Source organism: Amycolatopsis kentuckyensis (assembly GCF_002155975.1).
GTDB classification, from domain to species: Bacteria; Actinomycetota; Actinomycetes; order Mycobacteriales; family Pseudonocardiaceae; genus Amycolatopsis; species Amycolatopsis kentuckyensis.
On record NZ_MUMI01000039.1, the window covers coordinates 1 to 14,769 of the forward strand.

Here is a 14,769-nt window from a genome sequence, read left to right on the forward strand (position 1 = left end):
GTGGTTTGCCAGTCGCCGATCGTGTACCAGTCCGACCAGCTGCCGCCGGTGTTGTAGACGTGGATGAGTTTGCCGTCGGTCCCACGAGCGAAGACTTCGGTGGTGCCGGTGTTCGGTTCGTACACCGCGCTCGGACTACCCGTGATCCGCCAATCACCGATCACCGACCAGTCCGACCAGCTGCCGCCCGTGTTGTAGACGTGCAGGAGTTTGCCGTCGGTGCCGCCGGCGAAGACTTCGGTGGTGCCGGTGTTCGGCTCGAAGATCGCGGTGGGGTCGCCGGCGAGCTGCCAGTCGCCGATCACGTACCAGTCCGACCAGCCGCCGCCCGAGTTGTAGACGTGGATCAGCTTCCCGTCGGTTCCGCGAGCGAACACCTCCGTGGTACCGGTGCTGGGCTCGTACACGGCACTGGGGTTTCCGGTGATCCGCCAGTCGCCGATCACCGACCAGTCCGACCAGCCGCCGCCCGAGTTGTAGACGTGGATCAGCTTCCCGTCGGTTCCCCGCGCGAATACCTCCGTCGTACCGGTGCTCGGCTCGTACACGGTGGCCGGAGTTGCGGTGGCCGCCGTTCCGGCCGAGTCGAAGATGTGCAGTGCTTCGACGATTTTCGCGGCGTCGGCGGCTTCCGGCTGATATCGGTCCGGGAAGGCCGATCGCTGGACGTTCTGGCAGACCTCACCGATGGGCGCGGTGTTCCACCCGCCGTCCGGGTACAGGGCCAGCATTCTGTCGAGGAACGCATTGGTGGCCCAAGTGGGGTTCAACCGGTTCTCCCGGCTGCCCCAGCTCTGTATCTGCTGGAACAACCCGACGCTGCTGCCGTCGCCGCCGTCGTAGTCGTTGAGGCTCGCCTCCACGATGACGGTGGTGATGGCGATGGTCGCCGCCCGCTGGTTGAGCCCGCGGTCCTTCACCGTCTGCACCACCATCCGGGCACAGGCCACCTGCCCGGGGTTGACCCCGTTGCGCATCCGGCCGCTGAGCTGCCCCTGCAAGGCAGCGGAAACCGAGGCGTCACCGCCAGTGGGGCCGTTGCGGTCGCACGGGATGATCGGAATGGCGGCGAGCGCCGCCAGGTGTTCGGCGTAGGCGTCGCCGGGCGCCGCCGACGTCGTTGCGACCGGTGCGGTGTCGTAGGGGTACGCGCCGTCCGGAGCGGCGGCCGCCACGCCGCTCACGACGGCCAGCAGGGTGCCGCCGAGCAGAAAGCTCGCGAACACGGTGGTCTTTCTTCTCATGATTTCCTTCCGGGTCGATTACTGCAGCGAAATGAATCCGGCCAGATAGGGGTAGGGAGAGCTGTAGTCGATGACCAGATCCCAATTGCGCTCCTCGCCGGCGACCGAGAATTGCCGCCGGTAGAGGTCTCCGGCATGGATCACGCCGTATCCGCAGCCCATCGAGGGGCAGCTGTGCGCCCACCATTCCCCGTGGGCGACCTGAGCGGGATACCCGACAGCGTCGCAGAAGTCCTGCCGTTCCGGGTTGTGGAGCGCGTCGAGGGACACGTAGCCGGCGATGAGGACGTCCGGATTCCACGGGCTCGCGGTGACGACGAGGTTCCAGGATATTCCGTCGCTGTCGGTCGAGCAGAGTGCCCGGACGGATCTGCCGGGGCCGACCTCGTGGTATCCGCAGCGCATCGAGGCGCACTGGTGCACCCACGTGGTCGTCACCGTTGTCGTGTCGGTGAACGAAGCGGAAGGTGGCGGACCGGTTGCCGCACCCGCATTCGTCGCAAGCAGTGTTCCCGCGCCGAATGCCAGCAGAAAAATGGCCGTGAGATATCGCGGTTTGACCATATCGGCGTCTCTCTTTCGAATCGGAGTCCCGATCGGGCAGTTCGAAACTACCGAGGGCCGGTGCGTGGGTGCCTTGGTGCGGACCTGCATCGCCGGCTGCCGCCACGGCAGCGCCCTGACCTGGCACTTCGCGGCGATCACCCGAATGCACGTTGCGACGAACCGGCAACAACGGCACCGTTGAAGTGCGCCTGGTTGCCTGCTGGAGAACCCGGTGCGAGGGGGGCACAGGGGGAGAAATGATCGAAGAAGTATCGTCGTTTTGCGCGTCGTTGCGGGAGCGCCGGATCCGAGCGGGATTGACGCAGGACGTACTGGCTCGCCGGGCCGGGGTGAGTGTCCGCACGATCAGGTACATCGAGGACGGGACGGTCCGCCGGCCCCGCGCGGATTCGATCCGCCGGCTGGCCGCGGCGATCGGACCGGCGGAGAGCCAGGCGGGCTTGCACGTGGCGGTGCTGGGACCGCTGACCGCCGGTTTCTCCGGGCAGCAGCTGGAACTCGGCCCGGCGAAGCAGCGGATCCTGTTGGCCCTGCTGGCTTTGCACCCCGGGCAGGTGGTCACCCACGACGAGATCGTCGACACGGTCTGGGGCGAACGGCCGCCGAGGACCAGACAGGATCTCGTCCACGCCTACGTTTCGCGGCTGCGGCGCGTCCTCCGGAAGAGGTCGGTGATCCAGGCGGTCCGTGACGGGGGTTACCGGCTGGCCGTCACGGCGGTGGAGAGTGACGTCCGGCGGTTTCGACAGCTGACCGCCGATGCGGCGGTCCGGGAGCCGGAGGCAGCGCTGCCGCTGTGGGCGGAGGCGCTGGCGTGCTGGCGCGGCCGGCCGGCCGCGGACGTCCCCGGTCCACTGCCGTTGCATCCCACCACGACCGGCCTCGCACAGGAACGCATCGACGCGGCACTGCAGTTCGCCGACACGGCGTTCGCGGTGCGGCGGCCCGGGTTCGCGGTCGCGCCGCTGCGGACGTTGACCGCGTCGGAGCCCCTGCACGAGGGCCTGCACGCACGGCTGATGCTCGCGTTGGCCGGTTCGAGCCAACAGTCGGCGGCACTGCGGCTGCACGCGGACATCAGTTCCCGGCTGGACGAGGAACTGGGCGTCCGGCCCGGCCCGGAGCTCGAGGCAGCCCACCAGCGCGTTCTACGGGGTGACTGGCCGGAAAGCCGGCCGGATCCGGTGCGCGTCGCCCCGCCGCCGGTTTCGCCTCGCACCATCGCGGTCCCGGCGCAGCTGCCTCCCGCCGTCACCGCGTTCACCGGGCGGGCCGAGGCCCTGACCGCGCTGGACGGCTTGACGCGGTCCGCGGCCGAGGCGACGGTCGCCGTGGTCGTCGGAACCGCCGGGGTCGGCAAGACGGCGCTGGCCTTGCACTGGGCGCACCGCGTGGCCGCCCGGTTCGACGACGGCATCCTCTACGTGAACCTGCGCGGGTTCGCGCCCGGCCTGCCTCTCGGGGCCGAGGAGGCGCTGGAACTGCTGTTGCGCGGTCTCGGCGTACCCGGTGACCGGGTGCCGGCCGACCTGGAGAGCCGGAGTGCGCTCTACCGGACGATGCTGGCCGGGCGGCGCATGTTGATCGTGCTGGACAACGCTCTCGACGCGGCGCAGGTCCGGCCGCTGCTGCCCGGCCGATCGGGCAGCAGCGCGGTGGTCACGAGCCGGATCGCCCTGGACGGGCTGGTGGCGGTCGACGGAGCGGAACGGATCGACCTCGACGTCCTGTCCGAGCCGGAGGCACTGACGCTGCTGCGCGCGCTCCTCGGCCACGACCGGGTCGCCGCCGAGCCCGGCGCGGCGAAGAGGCTGGTGGCGCTGTGCGCCCGGCTTCCCCTGGCCCTGCGGATCGCTGCCGCCACCATCGGATCGCAGTCCATCGCGCGGTATGCGCAGGAAGTCGCCGAGGACCGGCTGTCCGCACTGGCCGTACGCGGTGATCCACAAGCGATCGTCGCCACCCAGATCGGGCGGTCCTATGCGCGGCTCACCGCACGCCAGCGTCGGCTGTTCCGCCTGCTCGGGCTCGTGCCGGGCCAATCCGTCGCGCCGTCCGCCGCGGCGGCGCTGGTCGGCGTCGCGGAACCCGCCGCGGCGAAACTGGTGCGTCAACTGGCTGCCGCGCATCTGGTCGAGCAGCACGACGGTGGCTGGCTCACCTTCCACGACCTGCTCAAGGCCTACGCGGTTCGAGCCGGCGAGATCGAGGACAGCGCAGCCGATCGGACGGCCGCGGTCCGCAGGCTGGCCGATTGGTACCTGCGCACCGCGACCGCCGCCGCCGACCGGATCGATCCCCATCGCCGGCAACTTCCCGAGCCGCCACGCTACGAGCGCGAATTCGGCGGCTACGAAGACGCCATGGCGTGGCTGGAGGCCGAACGAGGCAACCTGCTCGCCCTCATCACCGAGTGCACCACCCGTGGCTGGGACCCACTGGCCTGGCAGCTGCCGCACACCCTCTGGCGCTACTTCTACATCCGCAGCTACACCGCTGATTGGGTCAGCACGCACGAGCTGGCGCTGGCCGCCGCCCGGCGAGCCGGGGACCGCTGGGCGGAAGCGGAAACCTTGACCAACCTGGCGGTCTGCCGTCGCACCGCGGGGCAGCCACACCTGGCCGCCGAACGCTTCCACCAAGCCCTCAAGCTGTGGCGGGAGATCGAAGACCACACGGGCGAGGCGATGGCCTCCAACAGCTTGGGCATCGCGTACTTCCGCGTCGGCGAGCACGATTTGGCGATCGAGCACTACGCCCGGGCCGCGGTGCTGTTCGAACGAACCGGGGACGTGCGTGGCCAGAGTGCGACCGCGAACAACGTCGGAGTGGTGTTGAAACGGCTCGGCAGGTACCGGGAGGCGCTCCGATACCTGTACACCGCCCTCGACCTTTCCGCGCGTTCGGGCGAACAGCACGCCGGGACGAGCGCCTGGGACAACATCGGCACGATCCACGAAAGCCTGGGCGAGCACGCGCGGGCGATCGAGTGCCACGAGCGGGCGATCGCCCTGCAGCGAGCCGGGGGTGACGAGGAAGGGGAAATGAACGCGACCGCCAACCTGGCCGTCGCCCTCGGTGCGGCCGGACGGCACGACGAAGCGTTCCGGCGGCTGGCGCAGGCGCTTGACATCGCCGGACGGATCGGCGACGACAACAAAGCGAGCCACGTCCACAACAGCCTCGGCGAAACCCACCTCGTGGCCGGCAACCGGCAGGCGGCGCTGGCAGCGCACCAGGACGCCTTGGCCAGGGCGCAGAACAGCAGTGACCGCTACGAGCAGGCCCGCGCCCACCACGGAATCGCAAGGGCCGCTCCGGACCCGGCCACCGCACGCCGTCATCGTCAGAAAGCCATCGAACTGTACGACCAGCTCGGCGCGGCGGAGGCCACCGAGGCTCGGGCCGAGCAAGCCGACGTGATGGCCGAGTCCTGACGCGGGCAGGCGCCGCCACGCCGGTACGCCTCGCCGCCGGGGACCTTGCGCCGATCGCCGCAGCTGGTGATCCGCGGGAGGAAGGAAGTATCCGGTCGCCGGCGCGAAGCAGGTGGGAAACCCGGCGCCGCGCCCGTACGGCGAACTCGGGCCACGACCCTGCTCCACGGCGCCCATGAGCTCCACGGCGCCGCCGCGGAACGGTTGCGCTGCCCTGCTGGTGCGCCGGGATGGCGCCGCCGCACCTGGGTACAACGGGCGGTCGGACCTCGGTGGCGCTCACCGCGTCACGTCTGGCGCTGGACCGTCGGGACTGTCATGTGGAACACCCCGGGCAGGGCCGCGGCGCTGTACGCCGTCGGAGACGACGAGGTGCACGCGTTCCTGAACTTCGCCCTGCCGGAACCGCCGTTCCACGCGTTCGGTGACCCGGCGGCCCAGCGGAACCTGCTCACCACGGTCTTGGCCGACGCCGGCGGGGAGGTCCCCGGCATGCTCGCCGCCGCGCGCGACACGAGCGACCTGTTCTTCGACGCGGTCAGCCAGATCCGCATGCCCCGCTGGTCGAACGGCAGGGTCGCACTGGCGGGCGATGCCGCTTACACACCCTCGTTCCTCACCGGCCAGGGCACCAGCCTCGGCGCCTCCATGCCTGCCGGATCACTCGCCGGCCGCGACCACGCCGAGGGCTTCGCCGCCTGCGAGGAGAGCACCCGCGGGTTCGTGACCATGAACCAGGACCTGGTCGGCAGGGGCCAGCGCCACGCTCTTCCCGGTCACCGCCGACGCGCTGCAGCAGCGCAACGACAGACTGCGCAGCCTCACCACCGTGCCGCCCAGGGAAGGACGACCGGCCCACTGGGGTCGGCGGCTCCCCGGCTGTGAAGTGCTCAGACTACGGGCAGGATCCCGCCGTCCACCCGGTACTGCGCCCCGGTCAGCCAGCGGGCGCGGTCCGAGGCGAGGAACACGACGAGCTCGGCCGCGTCTTCGGGGGAGCCGGGCCGGGCCATCGGGACGTTGAGGCTGGTGGCCAGGTCCCGCTGGGCTTGCTCGAGGCTGACGCCGCGGCTTTCGGCGATCTCGCGGTGGTGGGCGATCGCTCCCGGCGTGGGGATGAAGCCGGGCAGTACGTTCACCACGCGTACGCCGCTCGGGCCGAGTTCGGCGGCCAGGGCGCGGCTGTAGGTGTTGAGCGCGGCTTTCGCCGCCGCGTAGGCGACCTGGCCCGGTTGCGGCAGCCGGCTCGCGATCGACGAGATGTGGACGACCACGCCGCGCCCGCGTTCGACCATCCCGGGCACGAGGTGGCGGTCGAGCCGGACCGCGCCCAGCAGGTTGAGCGCCAGGTCGGTCTCCCAGCTCTCGTCGCTGCGGACCAGGGTGTCCGCCGGTGGTGAGGCACTGCCGGCGTTGTCGACCAGGACATCGACGCCGCCCGCGGTGTCGAGCACCCGGCGGGCCAGGTCCGCGGCCCCTTCGGCGGTGGCGAGGTCGGCCGCGAAGAACGTCGCGGGCAGTTCACCCGGCTCCGGCGGTGTACGGGCGGAGGCAAAGACGGTGGCGCCGGCGGCCGCGAAGCGCCGGACGATCGCCGCGCCCAGTCCCCGGCTGCCGCCGGTCACGAGCACCCGGCGGCCGGACGGTTCTTCGTGGATGACGTCGTGATCGGATCCCATACCGGCGAAGATACCTGACTTACGTGTAAGTCAGTTTGCCGGGTGGGATGCTGGCGGCATGAGCGAACGCGCCGACGGCCGGCGTACCGACACCCGTGACCGCATCCGCGCCACCGCCCTGGAGATGTTCACGACCCAGGGGTACGAGCGGACCACGCTGGCCGAGGTCGCGGACCGGCTCGCCATCACCCGCCCCGCCGTCTACCACCACTTCCGCAGCAAGGAAGACGTGCTGACGAGCTCGTACGGTCAGATCCTGCCCGAGCTGGCCGAGCTCACGGAGTCGCTGCAGCCGTCGCCGGCCCCCTGGCAGCGGCGCAGCGAAGCGTTGGACCGGCTGGCCGCGCTCATCCAGGGCGAGCACGGCGCGTTGCTCGTGTGCGCCCGGGTGAACGAGTACGCGCTCGCCGGCCTCCCCGCGGCGGCCGAGCTGCTCCACCACCTCGACGCCCTCACGCGATCACTCGGCCCGGGCGCCGACATCGACGGCCGGATGCGCGCCCGGCTCGCCCTGAGCACCCTGGTGATGGCCGAATCGCGCGGTGCGCAGCTGGGCGGAACGGCGAAGCAACGGGCGGCCGCCGCGCTCGCGCTGGCCCGGGAACTGCTGAACCGGCCGTAGCGTCCGGCCGGTGACCGCTGCGCCACCACGGTAATCGGGGGCTGATCAGCCGCGCTCACGGCTGGTCGTCGTACATCAGGACCGGGACGTTTTCCGGGATCCGCCGGCCATGCTCCTGCAGAGCGCCGACGATGGCCAGGCCGATCAGGCTGTCGGAGGCCATCAGGGCCGTTGCCGACGAGGAGGCCGGATTCGGCGGCAGCCGGCCGCTGTCAGCGTCCACCCGCCATGGTGGGAGGTGCAGCTCGAGGGCGGCGAATTCGTCGAGCAGGGTGTACTCGATCTCGCCTTCCCCGCGGCCGGAGCGGCTACCGGACCGTAGGCAGCCAGCCGGGGCGCCGTTGGGAAACGGATCGGTGCGCTCAGCTGCAGTGGAGGCGATGGGTGAGCGCGGTGTGCCGGCGTCCGGCGCCGGGGGTGCGGACGGCGGCGGCGAGGGCTTTGCGCGAGCCGACGAGGATCAGCAGTGCCAGTGAACTCGACGCGCGGGCCTGGGCCGGTCCGTTCGCGAGGTAATCTGGCTGTCCATTACTCGCCTGGTCGGCCGGGAATGACAGCGCAGCCTCGCTTCGGCGAACTCATGCTGCGACGCGCGGTACGCGAATCCGCGAGCTGCAGGCCTGGCGGCGCAGCGGTGATCCGCATCCATCCCGACCGCGTCCTCGGCTTCGGGCTGACCGGTAACGGTGCAACCACACCAGAATGATGACAAATGGAGTCTCAAACGGTTACGCGACGGGGATCGAAGACACGCGTCATCGTCAGGGCGGCTCGCCGGCGGCTCAGGAGCCGGCTCGTGAGCACGCCGAGGCGGTTCGTGTGGCCGTCGACGACGACGGGGCCCGGGTTGCGGCTCTCCAGGTGGTTCAGCGCGGTGGTGACGACGTTGTCGGGGGTGCGGAGTTTTCCGGTGGTCAGCACGGCCGCATCCAGGCCCATGCCCGACGTGAATTCGGTGGCGGTGGCGCCGGGGCAGACGGCGAACACGGTGACGCCGGTGCCGCGCAGCTCGGCCCACAGTGACTCGGTGAAGCTGAGGGAAAACGCTTTCGTAGCGCCGTAGACCGCCATTCGGGGCGAAGGCAGGTAGGCGGACACGCTGGCGACGTTGATGACGAATCCGTGGCGGCCGCTCACCATGCCGGGGAGGAAGGCGGTCGTCAGCCGTACCGGTGCCAGGGCGCCCACGGCGATTTCGGCGGAGAGGCGGCTGGGTTCGGATTCGAGGAATGGGGCGAACGATCCGGACGCGGCGTTGTTGATCAGGCCGGTGACGTGGAGGCCCTGCTCGGTGACCGCGTGGTGCAGTTCATCGGCGGCGTCGGGCCGGGCGAGGTCCGTTGGGATCACGTCGATGCGGGCATCGGTGGCGCTGCGGAGTTCCTCCGCCAGCGAGGTCAGCCGGTCGGCGCGGCGGGCGACGAGCACGAGGTTCGCGCCGCGGGCGGCCAGTGTCCGGGCGAACGCAGCTCCGATACCGGAGCTCGCTCCCGTGAGCAGCACGGTCTGGGCGCGGTAGTCAACGGTCATGCCACCAGCGAACCGGCGGCCGGCGCGCGGGTCCAAGACCTGTTTTGCACCTGGTCATGCACGAGCGGTATCGCGGACGAGCAGCTTCTGCGCGGAACGGACGAACTCCGCGACGAGCGGGTTGGTTTCCCCGGCACGGCCGGCGACGACGACCTGGCTCGGCTCGGCCCCGTCGACGGGAACGGCGACCAAGTCGGGGCGCAGGGTGAAGCGCCGGTCGTCGGCGGGGACGATCGCGATGGCAGTGCCCTCGGCGATGGCCTCGAGTTTGTCGTCGTAGGTGTCGGCGAGGGTGGGCCCCAACGGGGCCGGACCGTGGCCTTCGCGGGGTTCGAGGCGCCAGAAGCCGGTCCAGTCCTCGCCCATGCCGGTGCAGCCGACGAGCGGCTCCGACCGGACGTCCGCAACGTTGATGGACTCCTTGCCCGCGAAGCGGTGGGCGGTCGACACCAGGGCGACCAGAGGCTCGGTGTAGAGCGCGGTCACGGCGAGGTCGTCTTCGGGTATCGGCAGTGGTGCGCGGATGACCAGAGCGTCGATCTGCCGGTCCACCAGTGCACCGGCCTCCCGTGAGCTGAGATGACGGGTGCGGACGTGGGCGCCGGGATAGCGGTTTCGCAGGTCGCGGACGGCGGGGGTGATGACCAGATCGTCGGCGTACCCGAGGGTGATGGTGCGGGCCGGCGCCGCGGCGCGCGCGGCAAGCACGGCCTGCTCGGCGTTGTGCACCAGTTGCTGCGCTCGGGGCAGGAACGCCGCGCCGGCGGCGGTGAACCGGCTGCCCTGGCTGGTGCGTTCCAAAAGGCGTACCCCCAGTGCGTTTTCCAGCCGCTGGATCTGGCGGCTCAGGGACGGCTGGGCGACCCGCAGCTGCTCGGCCGCGCGGGCGAAGTTCAGCTGCTCGGCGACCACCAGGAAGTACCGGACCAGCCGCAGATCCAGGTCGGGGAGCATGTTCGCAGGCTACTCCGTCATGCCGTTCCGGTATGGCGGCGTGCGGATGAGGTCTTGGACGTACGGCATGGCGTGGTGTGTCTTGGGGACATGACCATTGCTTTCGTCAACGGCGTTCCGGTGACCCCGGCGGTGTGGGCGCCCCTGATCACCGAGTTGCCCGAGGCCCGGCAGCGAGAGGCGGTCCTGCTCGCGCCGCCCGGCTTCGGCGCACCCCTCCCGGCGGATTTCGCGGCCACGTTCGACGACTACCGGAACTGGCTCATCGACGAGCTCTCGCGGTTCGACGCGCCGGTCGACCTCGTCGGCCACAGCTTGGCCGGCGGGTACGTGCTCGAGGTGGCCATGACCCGCCCCGACCTGATCCGCAGCTGGGTCAGCGACACCGTCGCCGGTTACGAGCCGGCTACACCTGGCACGACCTCGCGAAACTGTGGCAGACACCCGGCGATGGGGAACGCCACATCGAGCAACTCTTTTCGGGAGGTGCGGGCGACCGGGCGGCGCGCATGGTCGGCTGGGGCATCCCGGAGCCCACGGCCGGCGAGGTCGCACTCCACCAGGGCCCGGAGATGGGTGAAGCTGTTCTCGCGCTGTATCGGTCCGTGCCCCGGCAAGTGCTGATCGAGCGTGGCCGCGACCTGCCTGCGGCAGCTGCGAGGCCCGGGTTGGTGCCGAATCGCCACGCAGGACGACTCCGTCGGCAGCCCCGCCCTCCGCCGCCGAGCCGCTGAACGGGCCGGCGCTCGCACCGTCGAACTCGACGGGCTCGGCCACTGGTGGATGCTCGACGACCCGGCACGGGTGGCAGCCATTCTGCTCGATTTCTGGAACAGGGGTGGGCGGCCGGTCGCCTGCAGAGCGGATCGAGACGCTGGAACCCGTTGGTGAGGCCAGCGACCGGCAGCGCTGGGACGGAGAGGCCGTCCGGGCCTACGCCCGCACGCTGCAGGTCTCCCCGCCGGACTTGCCGGATCGTGCTGCACGCGCGTGCGCTACTGCTGGGGCGCATCAACACCCGCACTCAGCCACCCGCCGAGCTGCTCACCGAGCAGGCGGCACGCCAGCTGATCGTGCCGCCGCGGAGTGATCCGGATCGCGTCCTTGATGCTCGACGGCATCGTCCCGTCGGGGCCGAAGGCTTTCAGCTCGACGATGAGCTCAGGCGTTGGGAGTGGCGATGTATTCGAAGACGGAACCGTCCGGGTGCCTGGCCACCAGCCGTTCTCCGTTGGGCCCGGCCGACGGTCCCTCGACGATCTCGCCGCCGGCCAGTTCGATGTCCCGGACGACGGGTGCGACGTCGAACACGAGGATGGTCGCGGTCCGATCGGTGTAGCCCTCGGCGCCTTCTGCCTGCAGCAGCAGGAAAGGCCCGACACTGGCCAGCTTCACGCTCCCGTGACCGAACTTCTGCACCTCCTCGGCACCGGAAAGCGCTCGGTAGAGCGGGATGGCCTTGTCCAGGTCGTCCACCACGACCCTCGCCAGTACCTTCGCGATGTTGGACACTGCTGCTCCTGTCATCGTGACCGCGCTACCAGGTGACCGGCAGCGAATGGACGCCATAGGTCACATTGGACCGGCGGTAGGACACCTCGTCGAAGCCGATCGCCAGCCTCAGCGAGGGGAACCTCTTCAGCAAGGCGGGAAACGCGACGTGCATCTCCATCCTGGCCAGAGGCAGGCCGACGCAGTGGTGGATGCCGTACCCGTAGGCGAGGTGGGTCCGTGGCGGCCGGTCGAAGTCCAGCTCGTCCGGTCGGACGAACCTGGCCGGATCGCGGTTCGCCGAAGGCAGCGACACCAGCACCTGCTCGCCACGGCGGATCAACGTCCCGTTCACCAGCACGTCGGCGGTGGCCGTGCGGATCTCGCCGTGGTGCGGGATGCAGACGTACCGGACCAGTTCGTCCACCGCGGCCGGGACGATCGCCGGATCGTCGCGGAGCCGGGCGAGCTGCGCGGGGTGGCGCAGCAGGGCCAACGTGCCGATACCGAGCATGTTGGCCGTGGTCTCGTGGCCGGCGACCAGCAACAGGTTGCCGATCCCCACGAGCTCTTCGTCGGTCACCTCCGAGCCGTACCGCCGAATCACCCTCCCCAGCAGGTTGTCGCCGGGATCGGCCCTGGTCGCCGCCACATGAGCGCGCATCCCGGCGCGCAGCGCGTCCCGAGCCGGGATCAGGGTTTCGAGGCTCGACATGACGTCGGTCATGATCGCGGTCAGGCCGGCGAAGTCGAACCCGTCCGCGTCGAGGCCGAGCAGTTCGCAGATGAGCGTCGACGGCACGGGGAGGGCGAACAAGCCGACCAGGTCGACCGGCGGTCCGGCGGCGGCCATGGCGTCGAGCCGCTCCTCGACGATTTCGGTGAATCTCGGCTGCAGGGCGCGGACGCGCTGTTCGGTGAACTCACCCGCGATCATGCGCCGCAGCCGGGTGTGCTCCGGCGGGTCGCACTCGATGAACGTCCCCGGCTGCTGTGACCGCAGCTCGTCGGCCAACGTCCGGTCCTCCGGCTCCGGCAGCACGATCCCCAGCGGAGTCAGCTCACTGCTGAACCGGGCGTCGCCGAGCACTTGGCGTGCGTCGTCGAACCGGGTGATGAGCCAGACCTCGTCGCCGCCGTTGATGGACACCCGGGACACCGGCCGCGTACTGCGGAGCTCGGCGAATTCGGGATCCGGGTCGAACGGGCATCCCGCGGCACGCCGGTACGGCAGCGGCAGGGTGTCGGCGGCAGTCACGGGAGATCGTTCCCGGGTGCGGCTTCGGGCACCTGCACGGTCCAGTGGCAGCTGCGCTCGCCCAGCTCGTGCTCCACGGTGACGCCGAGCTTGTCCGCCGTCCGGTGGTGCAGGTCGACGCAGTATTCGCACGGTCGCCGCAGGGTCAATTCGACGCCCTGTGCCTGCGCGCGCTCGCGGTAGTCGTAGATACCGCAGCGGCGGACGGCGAGGGAAGTGCTGCGCGGCTCATCGGTCCGGACCGTGTCGGAGCCGTAGACGTCGAGCATGGTGGCCAGCCCGGTCAGCAGATCACGCGCACGGTCGGCGGGGTCCTCGATGCGGTTGAGCATGGCCGCGGAGTTGATGGAAGCCACCCGGTCGGTCCACGCGGGCAGACCCTCGGCGCCGAGGTACTTCTCGATCGCCGCCTGTGTCCGGAAGTAGACGCCGAGAACGAACTGGGCCTTCTCGGCATCGGTCATGGCCGGCCCGGGATCGGGAAAGCTCATCGGACTCCTTCGAGCAGAGGGGAGGCTGGACGCAAACCGGTGGTGGCTTCGATCTCGGCGAGGGACACGCGGATGACCTCCGCGATGGGCGGAGGAAGCCGGTCGGTCATCGCGGGATCGTCCAGATCCACCAGCCGGGAGAGTTTCCAGCCGAGGTACGAACCGAGGGAAGCCAGTGGCGGCAGCGACGGAACCGTTCGCACGGAAAGGTTGTGGCCGGCGAACAAGGTGGCCAGCCGCCGTCGTACCGCATCGAGGCCGGGCGCCTCCGCTTCGCGATCGGTGGTGAGCAGGCATACGACATCGGTGCCGCGAAGTACGAGCATGTAGTTCAGGACGGTGAAGGGCTCTGTCTCGGACCTGTTCTCGGCCCACAGCACCGATTCCACGTCCTCCTGGCGGACGCCGTCGCCGAGGCGTACGACGTCGTGTGCCCGCCCCAGCGTCCGCACCACTGGGAGCGCCACCCCGCACGGGCAGGGGGTCCCGGTCACCTCGACCAGGTCGCCGGTCTGGTAGCGCAGCAGGGGACGTGCGCGCAGGTCGAGACAGGTGACCACCAGTTCGCCTTCGTCGTGACCGCCATCGAGCGGCCGGATCCCCTGGGAGTCGGCCAGCTCGAACAGGTAGCTCTGCACCTGGAGGTGCAACCTGCCGTGCTCACAGGTGGCCGCGGTCGTGCCCGTCTCCGACGAGCCGAAGCTGCCCACGAAGGCTTTCGCCCCGGTCAGCCGTTCCAAGTGCCGCAGCAGGGACGGGCCGGCCTGCTCGGCCATGAGCAGCAGCCGGCGGAATCGGGGGAGAGGCTCTCCGTGCCGGTACGCGAAATGCAGCATCTCCAGCAGGCGCGAAGGGGAACCGACATAGGTGCTGATCGAGAGTTCGCGCAGCAGCCGCAGGATCCGGGTGTAGTCGCCGGTGACGTTGTCGACCCATAGGCGGAGTGAGAGCACGCCCAGGTACTCCATCACCTTTTCGAATTGGTACCCGGCCGGCGCGAAGGGGCCGTTGATCAGGATCAGCGCGGAGTCCGCCGGAGTGAGCAGCCGGCCCCACATCTCGCCGATGTTGATCGTGTTCGCGGTGAGGTCGTCCAGTGCTTTGGGTGCGGCCACCGGGTCGCCGGTGGTTCCCGAGGATTCGTAGTAGTGCAGGAACTCGCCGATCGGGCGGGTGAAGACCGCACTGGAGCCGGACCGGAACTCCGCCTGACTGAGGACAGCCAGTTCGGCGAGCATCTTCTCGACAAAGGCTTGTGGCTCGTCCGCCTGCGCCCGCACGACGGTCTCCTCGTCGCGCCAACCGGTGAGCACACTCCCGAACTGCCGGGAGTCCGCGGCGGCGACGAGCGTTCGAACAAGTTTGTCCGCGTGTAGGGCGGGGAGGTCCGCTTCGCCGGCGTGAGCACGGCGGACAGCGGCGATGTGATGGTTCACGAACTCTGCGTAGTTGGCGCGTGCCTGAGGATCTCTGAACAGCAAGCGAACTCCATTTAC

Annotated in this window: 13 protein-coding genes and 1 pseudogene; 4 read left to right on the plus strand and 10 right to left on the minus strand. The window is 70.0% G+C overall.

Going from position 1 to position 14,769, the window contains the following annotated elements; genetic code table 11:
• On the minus strand, positions 1-1,244 hold a 1,244-nt coding region (locus CCN39_RS04295; RefSeq protein WP_208630133.1), incomplete at its 3' end, for a DUF8189 domain-containing protein.
• 18 nt (positions 1,245-1,262) lie between these two features.
• The gene (locus CCN39_RS49220; RefSeq protein WP_143263937.1) at positions 1,263-1,949 is read right to left on the minus strand and encodes a hypothetical protein; all 687 of its coding nucleotides are present in this window, start codon (positions 1,947-1,949) and stop codon (positions 1,263-1,265) included.
• A gap of 98 nt (positions 1,950-2,047) precedes the next feature.
• On the opposite strand from CCN39_RS49220, the gene CCN39_RS04305 reads away from it, so the two are divergent.
• Together CCN39_RS04305 and CCN39_RS04310 are read left to right on the plus strand one after the other, a co-directional pair.
• Positions 2,048-5,248, plus strand: coding sequence for a tetratricopeptide repeat protein (locus tag CCN39_RS04305; RefSeq protein ID WP_086838569.1), 3,201 nt, complete (start codon positions 2,048-2,050; stop codon positions 5,246-5,248).
• A gap of 318 nt (positions 5,249-5,566) precedes the next feature.
• On the plus strand, positions 5,567-6,133 hold the full coding sequence (locus CCN39_RS04310) for a Rossmann-fold NAD(P)-binding domain-containing protein (protein ID WP_208630134.1): 567 nt from the start codon (positions 5,567-5,569) through the stop codon (positions 6,131-6,133).
• Positions 6,134-6,138: 5 nt separating this feature from the next.
• Here the strand turns inward: CCN39_RS04310 and CCN39_RS04315 are convergent, their stop codons facing one another.
• Positions 6,139-6,927 carry an oxidoreductase gene (locus tag CCN39_RS04315; protein WP_086838571.1) on the minus strand — a complete coding sequence of 263 codons (789 nt, stop codon included), beginning with the start codon at positions 6,925-6,927 and terminating at the stop codon, positions 6,139-6,141.
• 58 nt (positions 6,928-6,985) lie between these two features.
• Here CCN39_RS04315 and CCN39_RS04320 point away from each other — a divergent pair, with 58 nt between their 5' ends.
• Positions 6,986-7,549 carry a TetR/AcrR family transcriptional regulator gene (locus tag CCN39_RS04320; RefSeq protein WP_086838573.1) on the plus strand — a complete coding sequence of 188 codons (564 nt, stop codon included), beginning with the start codon at positions 6,986-6,988 and terminating at the stop codon, positions 7,547-7,549.
• 55 nt (positions 7,550-7,604) lie between these two features.
• Here CCN39_RS04320 and CCN39_RS51000 read toward each other — a convergent pair whose 3' ends face one another.
• The 3 genes from CCN39_RS51000 to CCN39_RS04330 form a co-directional block, all read right to left on the minus strand.
• Positions 7,605-7,772, minus strand: a complete 168-nt coding sequence (locus CCN39_RS51000) for a substrate-binding domain-containing protein (protein WP_208630135.1) — start codon at positions 7,770-7,772, stop codon at positions 7,605-7,607.
• A gap of 497 nt (positions 7,773-8,269) precedes the next feature.
• A complete protein-coding gene (locus CCN39_RS04325; RefSeq protein WP_086838575.1) occupies positions 8,270-9,079 on the minus strand; it encodes an SDR family NAD(P)-dependent oxidoreductase in 810 nt (269 codons plus the stop codon).
• A gap of 54 nt (positions 9,080-9,133) precedes the next feature.
• Positions 9,134-10,033 carry a LysR family transcriptional regulator gene (locus tag CCN39_RS04330; protein ID WP_086838577.1) on the minus strand — a complete coding sequence of 300 codons (900 nt, stop codon included), beginning with the start codon at positions 10,031-10,033 and terminating at the stop codon, positions 9,134-9,136.
• A 90-nt stretch (positions 10,034-10,123) separates the two neighbouring features.
• Between CCN39_RS04330 and CCN39_RS04335 the strand changes: the two are divergent.
• Positions 10,124-10,924: pseudogene (locus CCN39_RS04335) on the plus strand (alpha/beta fold hydrolase).
• A 270-nt stretch (positions 10,925-11,194) separates the two neighbouring features.
• Here the strand turns inward: CCN39_RS04335 and CCN39_RS04340 are convergent.
• Genes CCN39_RS04340 through CCN39_RS04355 form a run of 4 tightly spaced genes read right to left on the minus strand, consistent with a single transcriptional unit; the run spans position 11,195 to position 14,754 of the window.
• Positions 11,195-11,545: a VOC family protein gene (locus tag CCN39_RS04340; RefSeq protein WP_208630136.1), complete on the minus strand. Its 351-nt coding sequence runs from the start codon at positions 11,543-11,545 to the stop codon at positions 11,195-11,197.
• A gap of 25 nt (positions 11,546-11,570) precedes the next feature.
• A complete protein-coding gene (locus CCN39_RS04345; RefSeq protein WP_086838580.1) occupies positions 11,571-12,782 on the minus strand; it encodes a cytochrome P450 in 1,212 nt (403 codons plus the stop codon).
• Positions 12,779-13,273 carry a hypothetical protein gene (locus tag CCN39_RS04350; RefSeq protein WP_143263939.1) on the minus strand — a complete coding sequence of 165 codons (495 nt, stop codon included), beginning with the start codon at positions 13,271-13,273 and terminating at the stop codon, positions 12,779-12,781. The genes CCN39_RS04345 and CCN39_RS04350 overlap by 4 nt, the downstream gene beginning before the upstream one ends.
• A complete protein-coding gene (locus CCN39_RS04355; protein WP_143263940.1) occupies positions 13,270-14,754 on the minus strand; it encodes a phenylacetate--CoA ligase family protein in 1,485 nt (494 codons plus the stop codon). Before CCN39_RS04355 ends, CCN39_RS04350 begins: the two co-directional genes overlap by 4 nt.
• Positions 14,755-14,769: the final 15 nt, after the last annotated feature.